Raw genomic sequence first — 20,955 nt, forward strand, 5'->3', positions numbered from 1 at the left:
CCGGATTCACGACTGCTGCGCAGCCGAACGCAGCCTCGCAGGCTCGGCAGCTGCTACGGTTCGGCGGATAATTCGGGGGGATGCTCGGCGATTCATACGAGGCGCGATTGATGAACATTCTTTACGACGAACGCATCGACGGCGCTCTGCCCAATGTCGACAAGGCCGTGCTGCTCAAGGCCTTGCAACAGGAGGTGCCGGACCTGGACATCCTCTGGCGCGAGGAAGAGCTCAAGCCCTACGAATGCGACGGTCTCTCGGCCTATCGCACCACGCCGATGCTGGTGGCCCTGCCCCGGCATCTTGAACAGGTACAGGCACTGCTCAAGCTCTGCCATGCCCGGAACGTGCCGGTGGTGGCACGTGGGGCCGGCACCGGATTGTCCGGCGGTGCGCTGCCGTTGGACAAAGGCGTGCTGCTGGTGATGGTGCGGTTCAACAACATCTTGCACATTGACCCTGCCGCCCGCACCGCACGAGTCCAGCCAGGGGTGCGCAACCTGGCGATATCCCAGGCAGCGGCGCCCTTCGGCCTGTATTACGCGCCAGACCCGTCCTCGCAAATCGCCTGCTCCATCGGCGGCAACGTCGCGGAGAATGCCGGCGGCGTGCATTGCCTCAAGTACGGCCTGACCGTGCACAACCTGCTGAAACTCGAAATACTGACCCTCGAAGGCGAACACCTGACCCTCGGCGCCGACTCGCTGGACGCGCCGGGGTTCGACCTGCTGGCGCTGTTCACCGGTTCCGAAGGCTTGCTGGGGATCATCACCGAAGTCACGGTCAAGCTGCTGCCCAAACCCCAGGTCGCCAAAGTCCTGCTGGCCAGTTTCGATTCGGTGGAAAAGGCCGGCCGCGCGGTGGCCGAGATCATCGCCGCCGGGATCATCCCTGGTGGCCTGGAAATGATGGACAACCTGGCGATTCGCGCCGCCGAGGACTTCATCCACGCCGGTTACCCGGTGGACGCCGAAGCGATTCTGCTGTGCGAACTGGACGGTGTCGAAGCCGATGTCCATGACGACTGCGAGCGAGTCCGCGAGGTGCTGCAACGGGCCGACGCCAGCGAAGTGCGCCAGGCCCGGGACGAGGCCGAGCGCGTGCGGTTCTGGGCCGGGCGCAAAAATGCCTTTCCGGCCATCGGCCGCCTCTCGCCGGATTACTACTGCATGGACGGCACCATCCCCCGCCGCGAACTGCCCGGCGTGCTCCAGGGCATCGCCAGCCTGGCGCAAGAATATGGCTTGCGGGTGGCCAACGTGTTCCACGCCGGCGACGGCAACATGCACCCGCTGATTCTGTTCGACGCCAACCAGCCCGGCGAACTGGAACGGGCCGAAGCCCTCGGCGGAAAAATCCTCGAACTGTGCGTAAAAGTCGGCGGCAGCATCACTGGCGAGCACGGCGTGGGCCGGGAGAAAATCAATCAGATGTGCGCGCAGTTCAACAGTGACGAGTTGACCCTGTTTCACGCCGTCAAAGCCGCGTTCGACCCGCAGGGGCTGCTGAACCCCGGCAAGAACATCCCGACCCTGCACCGCTGCGCGGAGTTCGGCGCGATGCACATCCACGCCGGGCAACTGCCGTTCCCTGAGCTGGAGCGTTTCTGATGGCGGATTTCGATGCCAGTGAAGCCCTGCTCGATCAGGTCAGGCGGGCGCGGGAGAACGCCACGCCGCTGCGCATTCAGGGAGGTAGCACCAAGGCCTTTCTCGGTCGTGAAGTGGCCGGAGAAGTGCTCGACACCCGCGCCCATCGCGGCATCGTCAGCTATGACCCGACGGAACTGGTGATCAGCGTTCGCGCCGGTACGCCGCTGAACGAACTGTTTGCCGCACTGGATGCGGCGGGACAAATGCTGCCCTGCGAGCCGCCGTCGTTCGGCGAAGGCGCCACCGTCGGCGGGATGATCGCTGCGGGACTGTCCGGGCCACGGCGCCCGTGGGCCGGCTCGGTGCGGGACTTTGTCCTCGGTACGCGGGTGATCAGCGGCCTCGGCACTCACCTGCGCTTTGGCGGCGAAGTGATGAAAAACGTCGCCGGTTACGACCTGTCGCGCCTGATGGTCGGCAGCTACGGCTGCCTCGGCGTGCTGACCGAAGTCTCGCTCAAGGTGCTGCCCAAACCCCGGCAATGCCTGAGCATCAGCCTGGACATCGACTGCACCCGCGCCTTGGCCAATCTGGCGCAATGGGGCCAGCAACCGCTGCCCATCAGCGCCGCCAGTCACGATGGCCAGCGTTTGTACCTGCGCCTGGAAGGCGGAGAAGGCTCGGTCACGGCGGCCCATCAACGGCTCGGCGGCGAACCGCTGGACTCCGCCTATTGGTCCGACCTGAACGAACAACGGCTAGACTTTTTTAATGAGGGCCTGCCGCTGTGGCGCTTGTCATTGCCCAACAACCTCGGGCCTCTGGACTTGCCCGGTGAACAACTGATCGACTGGGGCGGCGCGCAACGCTGGCTGAAATCCGCGGCCGATGACATTCAATCGCGAGCCCTTGAACTCGGCGGCCATGCCACCTGCTTCAGTCATGGCGTCACCGAAACGCCTTTCCAGCCCCTGGCCCCGGCGCTGCTGCGCTATCACCGGCAACTCAAGGCGCAACTGGACCCGCAAGGGCTGCTCAACCCCGGGCGGATGTACGCGGAGCTGTAGCATGCAAACCAACCTCAGCGAACAATCCCGACAACTGCCCCGCGCCGAAGAAGCGGACAAGATTCTGCGCACCTGCGTGCACTGCGGGTTTTGCAACGCTACATGCCCGACCTATCAACTGCTCGGCGACGAACTGGACGGGCCACGCGGGCGCATCTACCTGATCAAGCAAGTGCTCGAAGGCGCCCCCGCCACGGCCCAGGCCCAGTTGCACCTGGATCGCTGCCTGACGTGCCGCAACTGCGAAACCACCTGCCCGTCCGGGGTGGATTATCACAACCTGCTGGACATTGGCCGTGCGGTGATCGATCAAGCGGTGCCGCGCCCGGCCAGTCAACGCCTGTTGCGTCAGGGCCTGCGCGCATTGGCGCCAAACCCGAACCTGTTCAGGACCCTATTGCAGATCGGCGCCACCTTCCGGCCGTTGCTGCCACGGGGCGTTGAGGCGAAATTGCCCCACGACCTCCCCGCCGCCGGTGAGCGCCCTGCCCCTCGGCATGCGCGACGGGTGTTGATGCTCGAAGGCTGCGTGCAGCCCGGCCTGTCGCCGAACACCAACGCCGCGGCGGCGCGGGTGCTGGATCGGTTGGGGATCAGCGTGATTTCGACGCCTGAAGCCGGTTGTTGCGGCGCGCTGGACTATCACCTCGACGCCCAGGCCATGGGCCTGGAGCGCGCCCGACGCAACATCGACGCCTGGTGGCCGCACCTGGAAAACGGCGCCGAAGCCATCGTGCAAACCGCCAGCGGCTGCGGCGCGTTCATCAAGGATTACGCGCATCTGCTGGAACGCGACCCGGCTTATGCGGCCAAGGCCCGGCGGGTCAGCGAACTGGCGCTGGACCTGGTGCAAGTGCTGGCCGATGAACCATTGGAGCGAGTCTGCGCCGCCACCGACCGACGGATCGCCTTCCACTGCCCGTGCACCTTGCAGCACGCGCAAAAACTCGGCGGCGCGGTCGAGGCCGTGCTGACGCGGTTGGGCTTCAATCTCACAGCGGTGCCCGACAGTCATTTGTGTTGCGGCTCGGCGGGCACCTATTCGATTACCCAACCGCAACTGGCCCGGCAACTGCGCGACAACAAACTCAACGCCCTGGAAAGCGGCCACCCCGAAGTCATTGCCACCGCCAACGTCGGCTGCCAGAGCCATCTCAACAGCGCCGGCCGTACGCCAGTCAGGCACTGGATCGAACTGGTGGACCAAGTGCTGCGTTGACCGAACACGTCTGCGTCGCAAGAACAGTCCTTGGCAGAATGAAGTTCGTCAGAAACTTCGTTTGTCGGCGCCGCCGAAGGCTGCGATCTTTTCCGGCATCCGTTACGTCACTGCGCCAGGAAACTTTTCATGAGCCACCCGAACTTCGTCAGCCCTGACCTGATCCGCCAACGCTTCTCCAAAGCGATGTCCGACATGTACCGCGAGGAAGTGCCGCTGTACGGCGCGCTGATGGAACTGGTGGAGCAGACCAACCGCCACGTGCTGGACAGCGACCCGCAAATCGCCCGACAGCTGCACAGCACCGGCGAAATCCAGCGGCTGGACCTGGAACGCCACGGTGCGATCCGCGTCGGCACCGCCACTGAACTGGCGACCCTCGCCCGCCTGTTCGCGGTGATGGGCATGCAGCCGGTAGGCTATTACGACCTGACCCCGGCCGGCGTGCCGGTGCATTCCACCGCGTTCCGTGCCGTGCATGAGGCGGCGTTGCAGGTCAGCCCGTTCCGGGTGTTCACCTCGCTGCTGCGCCTGGAACTGATCGAAGACGCCGAACTACGAACCTTTGCCCAATCGGTGCTGGACCAGCGTTCGATCTTCACCCCGGCCGCGCTGACGCTCATCGAGCGCGCCGAAACCCAGGGCGGCCTGACCGAATACGAGGCGCAGGACTTCGTCGCACAAGCCCTGGAAACCTTCCGCTGGCACCACAGCGCCACTGTCACCGCCGAGCAATACCAGCAACTCAGCGCCCAGCATCGACTGATCGCCGACGTGGTGGCATTCAAAGGTCCGCACATCAACCACCTGACGCCGCGCACCCTGGACATCGACATCGTCCAGGCACAAATGCCCGCCCATGGCATTACCCCCAAAGCGGTGATCGAAGGCCCACCCCGCCGCCAATGCCCGATTCTGCTGCGTCAAACCAGCTTCAAGGCGCTGGACGAGCCCGTCGCTTTCACCGATCAAGCCGAAACCCGTGGCAGCCACAGCGCCCGCTTCGGTGAAATCGAACAGCGCGGCGCGGCGCTCACGCCCAAGGGCCGGGCGCTTTACGACCGTTTGCTCAACGCTGCCCGGGATGAGCTCAAGGAGTTCCCCAACGAAGCCAATGCCGCACGCTACAACGCGCTAATGACGCAGCACTTTGGCGAATTCCCTGACACCGTTGAGGATATGCGCCAACAGGAACTGGCGTACTTTCGCTACTTTGTGACGGAAAAAGGCCTGTCGACGGCTGGGCTGAAAGACGCGTCGCTGGAAGATTTGCTCCGCGACGGGTATGTGCGGGTAGAACCGCTGGTGTACGAAGATTTCCTGCCGGTCAGTGCGGCGGGGATTTTTCAGTCGAACCTGGGGGACGCGGCCCAAACCCACTATGGCGTTCACTCGAACCAACAGGCGTTCGAAAAGGCGCTGGGACGGTCGACGATTGATGAGTTGGGCTTGTATGCCGAGACGCAGCGGCGATCGATCGAAGAGTGTTTTGCAGCATTGGGTTTGAAGGTTACCGATTAGGCGTTATGGCCGCGAAAAGATCGCAGCCCTGCGGCAGCTCATGCCGGGCGACTTCGTCATCGAGCCAATTGCGGGTCGTCGGTATGGCAGACATTCCGCCAACTCCGTCTGGCTGAAGTCAAAAGGTGCCCCTTCACACTCCTGACAGAAACTGACAGCGCCTCCTTTTATGCTGCGTCCACCTTCTAATGGAGCAGCCCCATGATCACTCCCCGTTATATTTTGCTTTTTGTGGAAAACCCCGCCGTCAGCGCACGGTTCTATGAGTTTCTGCTGGAGCGCACGCCCGTGGAAGAGTCGCCGACCTTCGCCCTGTTTGTCCTGGACGGCGGCTATAAACTGGGGCTCTGGTCACGGCATACCGCGGAACCTGCGGTGACGGCAACGGGCGGCGGGACCGAACTGGCGTTCCCGATGGAGTCTGCTGAGCAGGTCGATGCACTGTTTGCCGACTGGAGCGCTCTCGGGCTGACCATGGTGCAAACGCCGACAGAACTCGACTTCGGTCGTACCTTCGTCGCCCTTGACCCGGATAACCATCGACTGCGCGTGTTCTTTCCTCGTTAAGCTGACGATACAAGCGCGCAGTGCTCAACACGTACCCCGGAATTTGCGGGGTATTTTTTTGTGCGGCGTCTAAGATTCAAAGGTGGTGAACCTTATCCCCGAAAATCCGGTCGATACCTGCAACCCGACCCGGTTTGCCGACGCCCTCAATAGCAGGGTGATGACTGGCTTGCTTCATTTTCTGGAGAACGCCCCCGTGATATCCACCGTACACATCGCCAGGCTCAAAGCATGGGGCGCCCATGGTTTTACCGCCACCGGCGTGGTCACTGCCTTCCTCGCGACCCTCGCCCTACTGGAGAACCAACCCACCCATTGCCTGCTGTGGCTGGGCGTGGCGCTGATCGTCGATGGGCTGGACGGCGCACTGGCGCGCAAGGTCAATGTGCAGTCGGTACTGCCGAGTTTCGACGGTTCGATCCTCGACCTGGTGATCGACTACCTGACGTATGTGTTTATCCCGGCGCTGTTCATCTACCGTTACATCCCGTTGCCGGACTACACCCTGCTGCTGACCGTGTCGCTGATTCTGGTGTCGTCGCTGTTCTGCTTCTGCAACGTCAACATGAAGAGCAAGGACAACTACTTCCAGGGCTTCCCCGCCGCGTGGAACGTGGTTGCGTTGTGCCTGTACATCATCGACCCGTCGCCGTGGATCACCTTGCTCACCGTGATCGGCCTGGCGCTGTTGACCGTGACCCGAATGAAATTCCTGCACCCGTTTCGCGTGCGCCGTTTCATGCCGATCAACATTGCCGTGACGGCCATCTGGTTGCTGTGCAGCTTGTCGCTGGTGCTCAACCACCCGGCCATCAACCCGCTGGTGATGAGCCTGTGGCTGCTGATGTCGGCGTACTTCCTGGGGATCTGCATCTGGCGCACGGCGCTGGAGTGGTTCGACGGCTCACGGCTCAACTAGGCACCGCAATCATGCCCATCCATATCGTGCGACTCGGTTCACCCCGCACCGCGAATGAAGGCCTGCGCCTGGGCACGGTACGCCGCCCGCCCCGTGGCGTACCGAAGGCCGAATTCGCCAGCCGTGATTTCTATGATGTGTGGCAACCGCTGCTGTCCCCCAGCCCCGAACTGGTGGCCGAAGCCAAAGCGGCAGAAGATGCCAAAGCCTGGGAGACCTTCAAGCGCAAGTTCAAGGCCGAGATGAACCATCCCGCGCCCAGTCAACTGCTGGACCTGCTGGCCGCCCTCTCCCATCAAACCTCACTGGCCGTGGGGTGTTACTGCGAAGACGAGGCGCACTGCCACCGTTCCGTATTACGGGAGTTGCTGGAGGCACGGGGCGCAAAGGTTGTTTAGCCAAGATGCAAATCCGATCGCTCCCGGGAGTGTTCACGGGCAAGCTGAATACACTTCATAGCCAGAATGGTCGTCGGGTCGATCAACGCCACTTGATGACCTTTGATCATGAAGGCCTCGCTATGCTGCAGCACCAGCGGTAACTCCGTACACCCCAGGATGAGCACATCGGCGCCCAGTTCACACAAGTGCTCGGCGGCGATCAGCAACTGATCTTTACACAAGCCCTCGGTGAACCCGGCCTTGATCCCCAGCGCCCCATAAATCGCATCCATGACCAATGCCTGGTAATCCACACCAGGGGCGATTATGTGCAGCCCGGCCCGCCGGGCGGCCTCGTGGTAGACCTGACTCTTGATCGTGCCCGACGTCGCCAGCAGCCCGACTGTTTTCCCGGCGCCATACCGCTGAACGATGGCCTCTACCGTCTCGGCAAGCATGTTCACAATGGGCACACGCAAGTGGGCCTGGATACGCTCGACGAACGCGTGAGCGGTATTGCACGGGATCGCAATCGCATTGGCTCCAGCGCTTTCAAGCCGCTTGCAAGTGGCGTACATCGCCATCGTCGGATCGGTTTCGTCATACAGCAGGCTGGCGGTGCGATCAGGAATCTGGGGGTTTTGTTCGACCACCATTTTGATGTGCTCCTGATCGCGGCCGGCTGGTGTATGCGCAACCACCTTCCCCATGAAATCGACCGTTGCCGCAGGCCCCACCCCGCCCACGATCCCGAGCTTGAAGGGTGGGCGATTCGACTGACCTTTCTCCACGGTCGCGAAGCCGGCATAAATCTCATTGATATCCAGCACCGTGATGCCCCGACGCTGCAGGTCACCGCAGACCAACGAGAGCTCGGTCAGGCCCGGCAAGACCATCGTGGCCCCCTGCTCCTGAAGCGAAAGGCAGGCCTGATACACACACTCCAGCGGTACACCGTCAAGGTATCCATCCTTGATACCGTTGACACCATACATCGCCTCCATCAACCCTGACTGCTCGTTATCAGCTGGATAAACGAGCTTGAAATCGCTGCCGAAATAGCGCTCGAACAAGCCGCAGTGGCGAACATAGTCTGAAGCGAGAATGCCCAATGCACTGCCGGGTTCAGCGACATGGTCGATGTGCCTGCGCAACGCGGCCATCATGTCCAGAACCGGTATGCCTATTTCCTCCTGAATCTCTTCGCGGAAGGTGTGGCTGGCAAAACAAGGCAGTACGATCGCGTCGACTCCACTGGCCTCGAAGGTCTGACAAACCTCAAAGACATAGAACTTTCTGGAGGTCATGCTTGCGCCCCGGTCCAACGGCATCAGGACATCTTTGAACGGGTGCTGCTCGAACAGAAAGTGATAGCGGCCTTGATCCTCGAGCACCGCCCTGGACTTCACCAACTTGTAGAACAGATCGCCGCCGGCCAGTGAGCCAAGCCCACCAACGATGCCCAGTTTGCGTACAAAAGACGACTCACGGGACAGCTTCGATTCAGCTTTCATGGTGATAGCTCTCAGGCGGTGGCCACAGTGCGAACAGGACGTGGGGATGCCTCGGTTTGAGGGACGTCGTCCGGCTCCTCGCAAGGCTCCGATTTAGCGACCACTGCCGTTGCGATGCTATTGCCCACCACGTTGGTGGCAGTCCTGGCCATGTCGAGGAACTGATCGATGCCCAGGATCAGCAAAATGCCCGCTTCCGGCAGATTGAACATGGGCAACGTCGCCGCGACGACAACCACTGAGGCCCGGGCTACGCCTGCCATGCCCTTGCTGGTCACCATCAGCGTCAACAGGATGAGAAGCTGCTGTGTGAGGCTCAAGTCAACGTTGTAAGCCTGGGCAATGAACATGATCGCGAAGGCTTGATACATCATCGAACCGTCGAGATTGAATGAATACCCCAGTGGAAGTACGAAGCTGGATACGCGCTTCGGTGCGCCGAACTTCTCCAGCGCCTCCATGGTTTTTGGATAGGCGGACTCACTGCTGGCCGTCGAGAATGCCAACAGCACGGGTTCACGGATCAACTTGCCCAACGTAAATACTGAACGCCCCAGAAACAGGTAGCCGGCAGCGAACAACACGCCCCACAGAATCACAATACCCAGGTAGAACTCGGCAATCAGTTTTCCGTAATCGACCAGCAACCCGAGACCTTGGGTGGTGATGGCCGAAGCGATGGCGGCAAAGACACCGATCGGTGCAAGCGCCATGACATAGTCGGTGATCTTGAACATCACCTTCGCCAGCTCTTCAATGCTGTCGGTGATCTTTGTGTAACCGGCGCGCTTGACACCTGCCAACGCGAAACCGAAGAACAGCGAGAACACCACAATTTGCAGAATCTCGTTGTTGGCCATGGCTTCAGCAATGCTGCGAGGAAAAACATGGCTGATGAACACCTTCAGGCTGAAGTCCCCCGTGTTTACCGCTATCGGTGCCGCGCCGGCCTGAGTCGCCTGAAGATCCAGGCCTGCGCCTGGCTGGAAAAGGTTCACCAGCAACATGCCAATCAACAACGAAATCACTGAAGCGGAAACGAACCAGGCCATCGCCCTCGCCCCGATCCGTCCTACTGATCGGGAATTGCCCATGCTGGCAATACCACCCACCAACGTGGCGAAAACCAAAGGCGCGATAATCATCTTGATCAAGCGCAGGAAAATATCCGTCACCATCGAGAACCAGGAGGCGATTTCTTTGGCGGCTTTCTCATCCGCTGAAAAATGATGGCAAGCCCAACCTACGATGACGCCCATCGCGATACCGATCGCGATCTGGCGGGGTAAATTACTTTTTTTCACGGTGCTTTCCTCAAGTGATGTTGTAGCTTTTTTTACTTGGCAGAAGACAAGACTGGAATGACCCGATGCTCTGCGGCAGCGGGGCTACAACACCGATTCTAAGGACGCCATTGGCACAGGATGATGAGTAATCACCATAGGGTGATGCGTTTTTGGAATAGTTTGCGAAATACCCTCAATAGCTCCATTGCACCGCAGTAAACTCTTCGCCAGAGACGCGATGAGGAGCCAGCATGCAAACCAAATGGTTGGACGATCTTTTGGCGATTGCCGAATGGAAGAATTTTTCTCGCGCCGCCGAAGTGCGTTGCGTCACGCAGTCCGCGCTGTCCCGGCGCATTCGTTCACTTGAGGAATGGGTGGGAGCCGAACTGGTGGATCGCGGTACCTATCCTGTCCAACTGACTCAAGCGGGCCGCAGCTTTTGTGAAGAGGGGCGCGAGGCTTTGTCGGCGTTGCTGCAATTGCGACTGGCTCTTCGCGAAGGAGAAAGAATGCCGGGGCGCTCGATTCAGGTCACCGCTGGGCACAGTCTTTCAATGACATTTCTGCCTAAGTGGCTCACCCAGTTTCAACAGCAGAATGAGCCCTTCAATGCTCGCGTGGTGGCGGCGAATATCCACGATGCGGTCATTGCGCTGGAGGAAGGCAGCTGCGATTTGATGATCGTCTACCACCATCCCCTCGCCCCGATCCAGCTCGACCCCGAGAAGTTTGGCAGCTTGATCCTGGGGCAGGATTCGTTTGTTCCACTGTGCGCGCCGGACAAGAACGGCAAACCCTTGCATCGGCTACCGGGGACGGCCGCCAAGCCAGTGCCGCACCTGGCGTATACCGCGACCACTTTTTTGGGGCGCGTGGCCGATATCGTCATCAAGAATGCGCCGACTGCTTGCGTGCTTGATCGTTGCTTTGAGGCGGACATGGCCATGCTATTGATGAGGATGGCGATCGAGGGCTATGGCGTTGCCTGGTTGCCCTTGAGCGCCGTGACCGATGAACTGGAGCGAGGGCAATTGGTGCTGGCCGGCGGTGATGAGTGGAAGGCCCGGCTGGAGATACGTTCGTATTGTTCGATCGCCAATCAAAACCCGACGATGCGCGACCTTTGGAAGACGCTTGAGACCGCATCGCGAGCAGGCTCGCTCCCACATTAGAACTCCGGCGTGACAGCCATCGCATGAACATTGCGCTGCTCTGCCGGCCCGTTCGAGCGGCCAGCCGCTCCTGAGACTGATCATGGTCAATAATCAAAGGATTGAGATGTATTGAACGACCACCGTCCGCTCGCTTACCCACCGGAGGTTTGTCATGTCTGGTCAACCACGCTTCATGCTGGTCGCCTCACCGCTGATGGAGCACAGCCCCGCCTTTGACCGGGCTGCGATGCTGGCCAAGGCCGAGGGGGCGGCCCTGCACATCGTGGCCTTCGACTATCTGGAAGGCCTGGCGACCGCCAGCCTGGTCAACGAAAAGGCCCTGGAGCAGATGCGTTTGGGCTACATCGAGCGTCACCGCCAGTGGCTTGAGGAACAGGCCCACCCCTTGCGCAAGATCGGTGTGAACGTCACCACCGAGGTGGCCTGGGTCGAGAATCCGCTGGAGGAGATCCTGATTCACCTCAAAGAGCAGCCGATGGACGTGCTGATCAAGGCGTTGGACCATCCATCGCGGCTGTCGCGGCTGGTGTTTACCCCCCTCGACGTGCATTTGCTGCGCGAGTGCCCGGTGCCGCTGCATTTCGTCAGCCATGCCACTCGCGCGTTGCCGCGCAAGATCGTCGCGGCGATCGACCCGTTTCACCGCGATGATCAATACAACAGTTTCAACGACCGGATCCTTCACGAAGCCTCAAAACTGGCGAGTGCCTGCAATGCCGAACTCAATGTGGTCTACGCCTATGACCTTTCATCCATCAGCGCGGACGAGTTCAACTTCTATAACGGTTCGGCGCTTTTCTCTTCGGGCCAGGTCAAGACCCTGTTCGACCTCCAGGAGAATGCCTTCAACGAACTGGCCGCGCGCAACGGCATCGCGCCGGAGCAGCGGCACATGGTCATGGGCAACCCGACCAAGGTGCTGACCCACTACGTCGATACCCATGATGTGGATGTGATCGTCATGGGCCGGATCGGCCATCGCGGCATGGGCCGGTTGATCGGCAGCACGGTGGAACATGTGCTGTACAAAATGCCGTGCAGCGTGTGGGTGGTGTATACCGAGTCACTGGATGAGTGACTGCAACGCGCTCGGTCCACGCAGGAGCTGCCCTCGGTTCAACGCCGGGTGATCACCACCTCCAGGTATTCACTCGGCACCACCAGCGACCGCTCCCCCGCTCGGTTCAGGCGATTGAGCAGTTCCGTCAGGTCGTTTTCCAGGGCAGCGGCCCCTTCAGGCGGCAGGGTCGCAAAGGCCTTGTGAACCGGGCCATACCAGGTGCGGAAGGTGTCGATGAAATGAGCGGCCGAGCGGTAGCGGAAGTTGAACAACCGCCGTGTGACCTGGAGCAGAAAGTCGCGCTGATCGAACTGTGAGTGCAACCACGCTTCGGAGCCCCAGTTTGAAGGCGGCTGAGCCCCGGCGGGTGGCGGCATGTGGCGCCCCAGCACCTTGAACATCTGCCCGACGAAGCCTTCAGGCGTCCAGTTGGCAAGGCCTATCCGGCCTCCCCGGCGGCACACCCGCGCCAGCTCTGCCGCAGCCTTGGGCTGATCCGGGGTAAACATCACACCGAAGGTCGAGAGCACGGCATCGAAACTGGCGTCCTCGAAAGGCAACGCCTCGGCGTCGGCCACCTGAAAGGTCACGTTCAGGTGCTCGGCCCGGGCGCGGTCTTCGCCGCGTTCAAGCAACTTGGCCACGTAGTCGGTGGACGTAACCTTACAGCCCCGGCGCGCGGCGGCGAGTGTTGCATTACCGTTGCCCGCAGCGACGTCCAGCACGAGCTCATCGCAGAGCAGGTCGCAGGCTTCAGCCAGTTGTTCGCCGACGATCTGTAAAGTGGTGCCGATCACGGCGTAGTCGCCGCTGGCCCACGCAGTCATCTGACGGTTTTTCAGGGCGGTGAGATCAATGGGTGTGCTCATGAAGTCTGCTCCGCTGCGGGTTGGAACGGGTCTCGGCTTACTCCGCCGTGGTGGGGTCGATGATGCTCATGACTCGGGAAACGCTGTTGATCGGAAAGCCACCTTGTTTGGCATGCTCCCTGATGAGTTCCTCACTCGGTGCGATATACACGCAGTAAATCTTGTCGCCCGTGACGTAACTCTGCTGCCATTGCACTTGCGGCCCCAATCCGCGCAACACATCGCAGGATTTTTGCGAGATCGCTTTGAGTTCCTGTTGCTGCAGTGCGCCGGCTCCCGGAAGCTCGCGTTCAATAATGAACTTAGGCATAACCCTCTCCCTTTCATGATTGTGATGGCAGGGTCGCAAGTGACCCCGTCCACAAACTAAAGCTCCCGGATACGTATCCGTCCTGCCCGGTCGTCCGGCAGACTCACGAAATACACCGCTCTCCGATGCATGGTCATGCATCTGTAACGCTGCATTGACAGGTCGGCTTGCTTTACCGAAACGCGTTACGCGGCAGGCGCCTTGGCCTCTTCCAACAGCTGCCGGATCATCTGCTCCTGAGTCTCGTAGCGGCCCTCGCCAAAGTGGCTGTAACGCACCTGCCCCTTGGCATCGATCAGGTAGTGAGCCGGCCAGTATTGGTTGTCGAAGGCGCGCCAGATTGCGTAGTTGTTGTCGATCGCCACCGGGTAGGTGATGCCGAGTTTTTGCACCTGATCGCGAACGTTGTCGAGGATGCGTTCGTAACCGTATTCAGGGGTGTGCACGCCGATCACCACCAGGCCGTCCTTTTCGTATTTTTTCGCCCAGTCCTTCACGTAGGGCAAGGTGTGCTGGCAGTTGATGCAGTCGTAGGTCCAGAAATCCACCAGCACCACTTTGCCGCGCAGGGAGTCGTTGCTCAGCGCTGGCGAGTTGAGCCATTCGACCGCGCCGGAGAGCAACGGCATAGGGCCTTTGGCCGAGTCCATGGTCGAGTCGGCCTTGACCTTGCTGACCAGGTAATCGACCACTTTCGGCACGGTTTCCAGCACCTTCTGTTCCACCGTGGTAACGCCTTCGGACGAGGTGCCCGCCAGCAGCGTGTTGTCGGTTCCGGTGGCGATGACCACCGCCGCGACCAACACCGCAGCACCCGCACCGCGACGCAGCCAGCCGGTGACTGGAATCGACGGTTTCAAGCGATTGACCAGGCCGCGACCGGCGAAGATCAAGGTGCCCAGGGACAACGCGCTGCCCAGGCCATACGCCACCAGCAGCAGACTGGTCTGTGCGTTGGCACCCTGCAACATGGCGCCGGTGAGGATCACCCCGAGGATCGGCCCGGCACACGGTGCCCAGAGCAGACCGGTGGCGACACCGATCATCACCGAGCCCAGAGGGCCGGACATTTTGCGGGTGTCGGGGTCGAGGCGATTGCCCAGCAACACGAACGGGCGCGCCAGCCAGCCGCCGATGCGGGCGGAGATCAGCGACAGCGCAAACAGTACCATCACGATCAGCGCCACATGGCGGCCGGTGTTGTTGGCTTGTATCACCCAATCGCTGCTGACCACGGCCAGGCTGGAGATCAGGGCGAAGGTCAGGGCCATGCCGCCGAGGGTGAGCAGGATCGAGGCGCGTGTGCGTTTAACACCGGCAAACAGAAACGGCACGACAGGGAGGATGCAGGGGCTGAGGACGGTCAAAATGCCGCCCAGGAATGCGATGAGAAACATGGGATCACCTTGAGTTCATGGGAACAGTGCCTGGCTTCAAGCCGCCTGGTTTTCCAACTGCTGGCCCTGTGGCGTGCGGCTGTAACCGTTCTCTGCAATCAGCTGCCCCTGCGGTGTGCGGCTGGAGCCATCCTCTGCAATCAGCTGCCCCTGCGGTGTGCGGCTGGAACCATCCTCGGCCAGCAGCGGCGTCAGTTGGAAGCAAGTGCTGCTGCCACATTTGCTCTGTTCAACAGCAGCGTTGGCATGAGCGGCGACGCCGGCTACGGAAAAGACGATGGCGGTCAAAAAGCGGGTGACGTTGTTCATGGGGTTCTTCCTGTTTCAAAATGGGATTGATGATGGATGAGCGAAGGACTCAGTTGTCTTCGTTGCAGTTGTCAGCGAATTTGCTGTAATCCAGGGCCTGGGCTTTACCTTGGGAATCCAGATAGGTCATCCGCGCATTCACAATCCCGCAGGACGGCGTGGCGTCCTCTTTCATTGACAGCACTTTCTGGATGTCCAGGTGCGTGCCGTAGGTGTAGGTTTGGGGGGTGACATTGGCTTCGGCACGGGCCGACAACGTGCAGATGTTCAGGGCGGCAAACAGGCAGGCGGCGTAGATGGCTTTGGTGTTCATGGTGGTTTCCTCGGGGGCTTCAATAGATCAATCGTTGATGGGGCCGAGGCGGTTTGGGTTTGCCTCGATGGAAGCCATTAGAAGCCCGCGAGGTATCCCGTCTGTGTCTGGAACAGGCGCGGGTAAATTGCTATGTATCAGCGCCGGCCTGCGATACACAGCGATACAAAACCCCTGAAACCGGCTGTTTTTGCGTCCCCGTGTATCCGCCGACAGGCCAGATACACTGCAATACAAACGACAGCGGGCGAGCGGGCCAAGGCTCGATAGACTGCGCGACAACTTCCCACTTACAGAGGCTTGGCCACCATGGAACACGTCGATCACATTCTCATCGTGGACGATGACCGTGAGATCCGGGAACTGGTAGGCAACTACCTGAAGAAGAACGGCCTGCGCACCACCGTGGTGGCGGATGGACGGCAGATGCGCGCGTTTCTGGAGACCACGCCAGTGGACCTGATCGTGCTCGACATCATGATGCCGGGCGACGATGGCCTGGTGCTCTGCCGCGAGTTGCGCGCGGGTAAACACAAGGCCACGCCGGTGCTGATGCTCACCGCGCGCAATGATGAAACCGACCGCATCATCGGCCTGGAAATGGGCGCCGACGACTACCTGGTCAAACCGTTCGCAGCCCGTGAACTGCTCGCCCGGATCAACGCCGTGCTGCGCCGCACGCGGATGCTGCCGCCGAATCTGGTGATCACCGAAAGCGGTCGCCTGCTGGCGTTCGGTCGCTGGCGCCTGGACACCTCGGCCCGGCATCTGCTGGATCAGGACGGCACCATGGTCGCCCTCAGCGGCGCGGAATATCGTTTGCTGCGGGTGTTTCTCGATCATCCTCAGCGGGTGCTCAATCGCGACCAGTTGCTCAACCTGACTCAAGGTCGCGATGCTGATCTGTTCGACCGTTCCATCGATTTGCTGGTCAGCCGTTTGCGTCAGCGCCTGCTCGACGATGCCCGGGAACCGGCCTACATCAAGACCGTACGCAGCGAAGGCTATGTGTTTTCCCTGCCGGTGGAAGTGCTCGGTGCGCCGTCATGAGTCTTGCGCTGCACTGGCCCCGCACGCTGGCCTCGCGGCTGTCGCTGATTTTCCTGATCGGCCTGATCCTCGCCCAGGCGCTGTCCTTTGGCGCGCAGTACTACGAGCGTTATGAAAGTGCGAAGAACACCATGCTGGGCAATCTGGAAACCGACGTCTCGACGTCCCTCGCCATCCTCGACCGCTTGCCGGCCGACGAACGCGCGAACTGGCTGCAGCGTCTGGAACGCGCCAACTATGGCTATCTGCTGAATGAAGGCTCACCCGGCACACCGATGGCGCCCAGCGATGTGCCGATTGCAGTTCCCTCGATTCAGGACGCCATTGGCCATGAATATCCGCTGACTTTTACCGATATCCCCGGCCCGAAGAAACACTTCCAGGCCCACCTGAAACTGAAGGACGGCAGCCCCGTCACCATCGATGTGCGACCTTCAATGGTGCCGTTGTCGCCTTGGTTGCCGGCAGTATTGTTGGGGCAACTGACGCTGCTGATCGCCTGCACCTGGCTGGCCGTGAGAATCGCTATCCGCCCGCTCACCCGCCTCGCCCAAGCCGTGGAAACCCTCGACCCCAACGCTCACGCCGTGCTCCTCGATGAAAAAGGCCCGACCGAGGTCGCCTACGCCGCCAGGGCGTTCAATGCCATGCAGGCGCGCATCGCGGCATATCTCAAGGAGCGCATGCAACTGTTGGCGGCGATTTCCCACGACCTGCAAACCCCGATCACGCGCATGAAACTGCGTGCCGAATTCATGGACGACTCCAGCGAAAAAGACAAACTGTGGAACGACCTCGGCGAGATGGAACACCTGGTGCGCGAAGGCGTGGCCTATGCCCGCAGCATCCATGGCGCCACCGAGGAAAGTCGCCGCACCGATCTGGATTCGTTCCTCGACAGCCTGGTGTTCGACTATCAGGACATGGGCAAAGACGTGCAGTTGGGCGGCAAAAGCGCGGCAGTGATCGACACCCGGCCCCATGCCTTGCGGCGGGTGCTGGTGAACCTGGTAGACAACGCACTGAAATTCGCTGGCGCGGCTGAGTTGTGGGTGGAAACGAAGGCGGATGGCAGCTTGTCGGTGAAGGTCATGGACCGAGGGCCGGGGATTGCCGAAGAGCAATTGGCCCAGGTGATGCAGCCGTTCTACCGCGTGGAGAATTCGCGTAATCGCAGCACCGGTGGGACCGGGTTGGGGTTGGCGATTGCCCAGCAGTTGGCGCTGGCGATTGGCGGGTCACTGACCTTGAGCAATCGTGAGGGCGGTGGGTTGTGTGCGGAGCTCAAGTTGCCGAAGCCCCAATAAGCACCACCCATCCAATGTAGGTGTGGTGCTTGGGGGATTGATCGTTCCCACGCTCCGCGTGGGAATGCCTCAAGGGACGCTCCGCGTTCCAGCCCCTCCGCCGCTGTCGAGCCAGACACCGATGTGACGCAGAGCGTCACGGGCTGCATTCCCACGCAGAGCGTGGGAACGATCATTCAGCAACGTTATTCCGAAGGCCGCGCCCGCAACCGCCGTCCAATTACATCCAGCACATCACACCCATCGCGCAATGGAATGGCACAGAGCAAAGCAAAATCACTAAGAATGAAGGATTCACACTCGACTGAACCGCGCATCGACATGTTCTCAAGCACCTGAGTAACTGCGCGAATTCGATAGCTGGCAGTGTCATACAAAACATCGATCGGCGCGTGGGTATCGACGAACAGGGTGGGCATGTCGGTGCAGTTGCCGGTTAGGGCCATGAAGCGGTTGTCGGGGTGGGGGATTGGTTTTTCGTAGTGTGGATCGGGTGTAAGTGTTTTCATTTGAATTGCTCCAAGGAAGAAATGGAGCTGCCTTAGGCCTTCCTACAGGCTAGGGTGGCAGCTATGCACGGGGTAGGAATATCGAGACCCTTAGAGCAAAACTCGACCACGCCGAAGCGTGCCCGCGCATAGCCGCCGCAACTGATCTTACGGACGCACGTTAACGGCCGCAAACCAAGCATCGACGCCAATATAGCTCTAACGGTTTCGAAGGGTTCCTACACCCTGCCACTGAATTTTCAGTGACCGCCAAAGACTATCGACGGAGCGCATCTCGCACCAGTTCATGGAAACCGCTGCAACTTGAAGGAAACTTCCGACGACCTTGCCCAGAAATTTCGCAGCGATTTTCCATCAAGGACGATCCAGCCGACTAGCCAATCTGTTAGCGATATGACGCAACCACGACTCGCCTGATTCCCACGCATGCCAGTAGCAGTAGTAACAGCTCAGCTCTTTCAATAAGTAATCCCTTAACACCAGCTCATCTTTCCTCTGATCAAGCAATGCATTGAGTTCTTGCCGGACTACTATTAGATCCTCGGGATCGGAGTCAGCTAAAAAAGCACCAATCACTTGCTCAGCCGTATCATGCTCGACAGTCCAATCCTGATGAAAGTACGCGCCAAAAAAATCGTGTAACTCGGGAAATTCTTTGTTCATATCTCTGGAAATCCTGTCAGCAAAAAATATCCCTCAGAACGTCGGGCGTCCTTTATCAATACCAACAACACTTTCGAGGCCGGTACATAGTCAGTACTACCGTTGGGCAAACTGATTCCTACTGGCAGGTCGAATTGATGCGTGATGGACGTTTTTCCCTTTTTACTTCTAAGGAATTTATCGATCCGGTTTTTATTTTCAGATAGCGCCCTCGCGACAGCCGACTCAGCAATAGCTCGATCAGGGAATGTTGAAGCGGCAGGGATAGTCGGCTCTGCTTCTAGTCTTTGTGCTAACTGCAAATTCGTTCTCCCAATATGCTTGGCAATAAGATGCCCTCCCTGGGCCTCGTGTGCTGCCAAACCACCACCCGGAACAATTTCGCTGAACGGCCCATCAGCCTCTATTTCTCCAGGACACGGTAGACATGCCAACCCCAACGGATCAACCCACCCCGTCGGATTCGGCGTGTACTGGTACTGGTTCAGCCCACCCGCCAACTTGATCGGATCCGGCGTCAGATACCGACCCACCTCCGGATCATAGTACCGATGCCGGTTGTAGTGCAGACCGCTCTCGACGTCGAAGTACTGCCCCTGGAAACGCAGTGGCTGGTCAAGCTGCTCGCCTCCACCGAGTTCGAGGTGCGTGACTTTGCCGTAGGCGTTGTATTTCGCCGACCAGACAATCTCGCCGCCGAAATCCGTCAGCTCCTGCGGCGTACCCAGGTGATCGAGTTGGTAGTAGAACGGGCACGCCTTACGCGGGCCTTTGCCGTCGAGCATGGCCAACGGGCGGAAGCTGCCCGGCTCGTAGACGTAGCTGCGGTAATGCGCCTTACTGCTTTCGGCGACGACCTGATCGCCCTGCCAGAAGAACTCAGTGGTTTTGCCGTCGACGGTTTTGGCGATGCGGCGGCCGAAGGCGTCGTAGCGGTAACTTGAACAACGACCGTCCGGCGTAGTGACGCCGACCAGCCGATGCTGGCAGTCATAACGGTATTCGGTGACCAGTTTCTGCCCGGTGCCACGGCGTTCGCGGACCAGGTTGCCGAAGGCGTCGTAGTCGTAATGGCGATCGCCCTGCATCAACAGGCGGTTGCCTTTGACGGTCGTGGGGCCGGGGCGGTCCTGCATCAGCAGGTTGCCGGCCGGGTCGTGGGCGTAGCTTTCCGGCTGTTGGTCGCGGGTGTGGCGGACGCGGGTCAGGCGGTTGAGCGGGTCGTACTGGTAACTGCGCTGGCCATGGCGGGTGTCGGCGATGTGGTCGAGATTGCCATTGAGGCTGTAGGCATAGTCGCGGCGGTACAGGCTTTTTTGCTGTTGGCTGACGGCGTGGGCCTTCAGTCGGCCTTGGTCGTCGTAGGCGTATTCACTGAGCAGCAGACCCTGTTGGCGCTGTAGTTCGCGACCGGCGAGGAACGTATGCGAAGTCAATCGCGCGCCATTGAGGTCGATGGCCGTCAGCGCGCCGCCCTTGGCGTGGTGGTAATCGAGTTTGCTGCCGTCCGGCAGGCGCAGGCGGTTGAGTTGGCCACAGGCGTCATAGCCATAACGTAAGGTGCCCCAGCCCTGATGCTCGGTGATCAGCCGGTCCTGCTGGTCGTACTCGAACTCCAGCGGATGGTCGTGGCCGTCGTCGACGCCAAGCAGTCGGCCCAGCGAGTCGTAGCGGTATTCGACCTGAATGCCGTCGGGCAGGGTCTTGACCAACAGCCGTCCGGCCGCATCCCGTTGATAGCCGGTGATCAGCTGCGAGCCGTCATCGCCGAACTCGGTTTTTTCCAGCAGATGACCATTGAGGTCGTAGACGTAGGCGGTGCGGCGGCCGTCGAAGCCGGTTTCCTGGCGGATCAAGCCGTTGGGCGTGCAGTCCAGCCGATAGTGTTCGCCGGATTCGTTTTCGATTTCCGTGAGCAACAGCTG

21 protein-coding genes are annotated in these 20,955 nt (G+C 60.4%); 11 read left to right on the forward strand and 10 right to left on the reverse strand.

Translation table 11 applies throughout. The annotated features are described in order from the left end of the window. The first annotated feature begins 110 nt into the window (after positions 1–110). From glcD to PMI21_RS11935, 7 genes are all read left to right on the forward strand, one after another. Entirely contained in the window at positions 111–1,610 is a 1,500-nt protein-coding gene (gene glcD, locus PMI21_RS11965; RefSeq protein ID WP_007939222.1) for a glycolate oxidase subunit GlcD, read from the forward strand. Then, positions 1,610–2,659, forward strand: coding sequence for a glycolate oxidase subunit GlcE (gene glcE / locus PMI21_RS11960; protein WP_007939223.1), 1,050 nt, complete (start codon positions 1,610–1,612; stop codon positions 2,657–2,659). The genes glcD and glcE overlap by 1 nt, the downstream gene beginning before the upstream one ends. Before the next feature lies 1 nt (position 2,660). Beyond that, positions 2,661–3,878 (forward strand): glycolate oxidase subunit GlcF, encoded by a 1,218-nt coding sequence (gene glcF / locus PMI21_RS11955; protein WP_007939224.1) that lies wholly within the window; start codon positions 2,661–2,663, stop codon positions 3,876–3,878. Between the two features lie 129 nt (positions 3,879–4,007). After that, positions 4,008–5,399, forward strand: coding sequence for a 2-oxoadipate dioxygenase/decarboxylase HglS (gene hglS, locus PMI21_RS11950; RefSeq protein ID WP_007939225.1), 1,392 nt, complete (start codon positions 4,008–4,010; stop codon positions 5,397–5,399). 201 nt (positions 5,400–5,600) lie between these two features. Then, positions 5,601–5,966 (forward strand): VOC family protein, encoded by a 366-nt coding sequence (locus PMI21_RS11945; protein ID WP_007939226.1) that lies wholly within the window; start codon positions 5,601–5,603, stop codon positions 5,964–5,966. 196 nt (positions 5,967–6,162) lie between these two features. Next, the gene (gene pcsA / locus PMI21_RS11940; protein ID WP_007939228.1) at positions 6,163–6,885 is read left to right on the forward strand and encodes a phosphatidylcholine synthase; all 723 of its coding nucleotides are present in this window, start codon (positions 6,163–6,165) and stop codon (positions 6,883–6,885) included. 11 nt (positions 6,886–6,896) lie between these two features. Then, positions 6,897–7,283, forward strand: a complete 387-nt coding sequence (locus PMI21_RS11935; RefSeq protein ID WP_007939229.1) for a DUF488 domain-containing protein — start codon at positions 6,897–6,899, stop codon at positions 7,281–7,283. Here PMI21_RS11935 and PMI21_RS11930 read toward each other — a convergent pair. Together PMI21_RS11930 and PMI21_RS11925 are read right to left on the reverse strand one after the other, a co-directional pair. After that, positions 7,280–8,779, reverse strand: a complete 1,500-nt coding sequence (locus tag PMI21_RS11930) for an amino acid racemase (RefSeq protein WP_007939230.1) — start codon at positions 8,777–8,779, stop codon at positions 7,280–7,282. The two genes, PMI21_RS11935 and PMI21_RS11930, sit on opposite strands and share 4 nt — an antisense overlap. An 11-nt stretch (positions 8,780–8,790) precedes the next feature. Continuing rightward, positions 8,791–10,083 carry a dicarboxylate/amino acid:cation symporter gene (locus PMI21_RS11925; RefSeq protein WP_007939231.1) on the reverse strand — a complete coding sequence of 431 codons (1,293 nt, stop codon included), beginning with the start codon at positions 10,081–10,083 and terminating at the stop codon, positions 8,791–8,793. A 233-nt stretch (positions 10,084–10,316) separates the two neighbouring features. On the opposite strand from PMI21_RS11925, the gene PMI21_RS11920 reads away from it, so the two are divergent. After that, entirely contained in the window at positions 10,317–11,240 is a 924-nt protein-coding gene (locus tag PMI21_RS11920) for a LysR substrate-binding domain-containing protein (RefSeq protein ID WP_007939232.1), read from the forward strand. A 154-nt stretch (positions 11,241–11,394) separates the two neighbouring features. Continuing rightward, positions 11,395–12,321, forward strand: a complete 927-nt coding sequence (locus tag PMI21_RS11915) for a universal stress protein (RefSeq protein WP_007939234.1) — start codon at positions 11,395–11,397, stop codon at positions 12,319–12,321. Between the two features lie 38 nt (positions 12,322–12,359). Here PMI21_RS11915 and PMI21_RS11910 read toward each other — a convergent pair whose 3' ends face one another. The 5 genes from PMI21_RS11910 to PMI21_RS11890 form a co-directional block, all read right to left on the reverse strand. Beyond that, positions 12,360–13,172: a class I SAM-dependent methyltransferase gene (locus tag PMI21_RS11910; protein ID WP_007939235.1), complete on the reverse strand. Its 813-nt coding sequence runs from the start codon at positions 13,170–13,172 to the stop codon at positions 12,360–12,362. Positions 13,173–13,209: 37 nt separating this feature from the next. Then, positions 13,210–13,482: a DUF4242 domain-containing protein gene (locus PMI21_RS11905; RefSeq protein WP_007939237.1), complete on the reverse strand. Its 273-nt coding sequence runs from the start codon at positions 13,480–13,482 to the stop codon at positions 13,210–13,212. A 185-nt stretch (positions 13,483–13,667) separates the two neighbouring features. Further along, positions 13,668–14,879, reverse strand: a complete 1,212-nt coding sequence (locus PMI21_RS11900; protein ID WP_007939238.1) for a cytochrome c biogenesis protein DipZ — start codon at positions 14,877–14,879, stop codon at positions 13,668–13,670. Positions 14,880–14,915: 36 nt separating this feature from the next. Beyond that, complete coding sequence (locus PMI21_RS11895) at positions 14,916–15,188, reverse strand: hypothetical protein (RefSeq protein ID WP_007939239.1); 273 nt, start codon at positions 15,186–15,188, stop codon at positions 14,916–14,918. Between the two features lie 49 nt (positions 15,189–15,237). Beyond that, positions 15,238–15,501, reverse strand: a complete 264-nt coding sequence (locus PMI21_RS11890; protein WP_007939240.1) for a DUF2790 domain-containing protein — start codon at positions 15,499–15,501, stop codon at positions 15,238–15,240. A gap of 309 nt (positions 15,502–15,810) precedes the next feature. Between PMI21_RS11890 and PMI21_RS11885 the strand changes: the two genes are divergently transcribed. Together PMI21_RS11885 and PMI21_RS11880 are read left to right on the forward strand one after the other, a co-directional pair. Continuing rightward, a complete protein-coding gene (locus tag PMI21_RS11885) occupies positions 15,811–16,551 on the forward strand; it encodes a response regulator (RefSeq protein WP_007939241.1) in 741 nt (246 codons plus the stop codon). Further along, entirely contained in the window at positions 16,548–17,858 is a 1,311-nt protein-coding gene (locus tag PMI21_RS11880; RefSeq protein ID WP_007939242.1) for an ATP-binding protein, read from the forward strand. Before PMI21_RS11885 ends, PMI21_RS11880 begins: the two co-directional genes overlap by 4 nt. A 185-nt stretch (positions 17,859–18,043) precedes the next feature. Here the strand turns inward: PMI21_RS11880 and PMI21_RS11875 are convergent, their stop codons facing one another. The 3 genes from PMI21_RS11875 to PMI21_RS11865 form a co-directional block, all read right to left on the reverse strand. Then, on the reverse strand, positions 18,044–18,367 hold the full coding sequence (locus tag PMI21_RS11875) for a hypothetical protein (protein ID WP_007939243.1): 324 nt from the start codon (positions 18,365–18,367) through the stop codon (positions 18,044–18,046). Positions 18,368–18,721: 354 nt separating this feature from the next. Then, on the reverse strand, positions 18,722–19,030 hold the full coding sequence (locus tag PMI21_RS11870; protein ID WP_007939244.1) for a contact-dependent growth inhibition system immunity protein: 309 nt from the start codon (positions 19,028–19,030) through the stop codon (positions 18,722–18,724). Beyond that, positions 19,027–20,955 (reverse strand): RHS repeat-associated core domain-containing protein (locus PMI21_RS11865; RefSeq protein ID WP_007939246.1); only part of this gene is annotated, 1,929 nt, incomplete at its 5' end. The genes PMI21_RS11870 and PMI21_RS11865, both read right to left, overlap by 4 nt.

It is taken from the genome of Pseudomonas sp. GM18, from assembly GCF_000282195.1.
GTDB lineage: Bacteria > Pseudomonadota > Gammaproteobacteria > Pseudomonadales > Pseudomonadaceae > Aquipseudomonas.

What these genes read in the sequence shown, in the direction of transcription:
- glcD (WP_007939222.1), top strand. Translation starts at nt 111, where the DNA reads ATGAACATTCTTTACGACGAACGCATCGACGGCGCTCTGCCCAATGTC.
- glcE (WP_007939223.1), top strand. Translation starts at nt 1,610, where the DNA reads ATGGCGGATTTCGATGCCAGTGAAGCCCTGCTCGATCAGGTCAGGCGG.
- glcF (WP_007939224.1), top strand. Translation starts at nt 2,661, where the DNA reads ATGCAAACCAACCTCAGCGAACAATCCCGACAACTGCCCCGCGCCGAA.
- hglS (WP_007939225.1), top strand. Translation starts at nt 4,008, where the DNA reads ATGAGCCACCCGAACTTCGTCAGCCCTGACCTGATCCGCCAACGCTTC.
- PMI21_RS11945 (WP_007939226.1), top strand. Translation starts at nt 5,601, where the DNA reads ATGATCACTCCCCGTTATATTTTGCTTTTTGTGGAAAACCCCGCCGTC.
- PMI21_RS11935 (WP_007939229.1), top strand. Translation starts at nt 6,897, where the DNA reads ATGCCCATCCATATCGTGCGACTCGGTTCACCCCGCACCGCGAATGAA.
- PMI21_RS11930 (WP_007939230.1), bottom strand. Translation starts at nt 8,779, where the DNA reads ATGAAAGCTGAATCGAAGCTGTCCCGTGAGTCGTCTTTTGTACGCAAA.
- PMI21_RS11920 (WP_007939232.1), top strand. Translation starts at nt 10,317, where the DNA reads ATGCAAACCAAATGGTTGGACGATCTTTTGGCGATTGCCGAATGGAAG.
- PMI21_RS11915 (WP_007939234.1), top strand. Translation starts at nt 11,395, where the DNA reads ATGTCTGGTCAACCACGCTTCATGCTGGTCGCCTCACCGCTGATGGAG.
- PMI21_RS11910 (WP_007939235.1), bottom strand. Translation starts at nt 13,172, where the DNA reads ATGAGCACACCCATTGATCTCACCGCCCTGAAAAACCGTCAGATGACT.
- PMI21_RS11905 (WP_007939237.1), bottom strand. Translation starts at nt 13,482, where the DNA reads ATGCCTAAGTTCATTATTGAACGCGAGCTTCCGGGAGCCGGCGCACTG.
- PMI21_RS11900 (WP_007939238.1), bottom strand. Translation starts at nt 14,879, where the DNA reads ATGTTTCTCATCGCATTCCTGGGCGGCATTTTGACCGTCCTCAGCCCC.
- PMI21_RS11895 (WP_007939239.1), bottom strand. Translation starts at nt 15,188, where the DNA reads ATGAACAACGTCACCCGCTTTTTGACCGCCATCGTCTTTTCCGTAGCC.
- PMI21_RS11890 (WP_007939240.1), bottom strand. Translation starts at nt 15,501, where the DNA reads ATGAACACCAAAGCCATCTACGCCGCCTGCCTGTTTGCCGCCCTGAAC.
- PMI21_RS11885 (WP_007939241.1), top strand. Translation starts at nt 15,811, where the DNA reads ATGGAACACGTCGATCACATTCTCATCGTGGACGATGACCGTGAGATC.
- PMI21_RS11880 (WP_007939242.1), top strand. Translation starts at nt 16,548, where the DNA reads ATGAGTCTTGCGCTGCACTGGCCCCGCACGCTGGCCTCGCGGCTGTCG.
- PMI21_RS11875 (WP_007939243.1), bottom strand. Translation starts at nt 18,367, where the DNA reads ATGAAAACACTTACACCCGATCCACACTACGAAAAACCAATCCCCCAC.
- PMI21_RS11870 (WP_007939244.1), bottom strand. Translation starts at nt 19,030, where the DNA reads ATGAACAAAGAATTTCCCGAGTTACACGATTTTTTTGGCGCGTACTTT.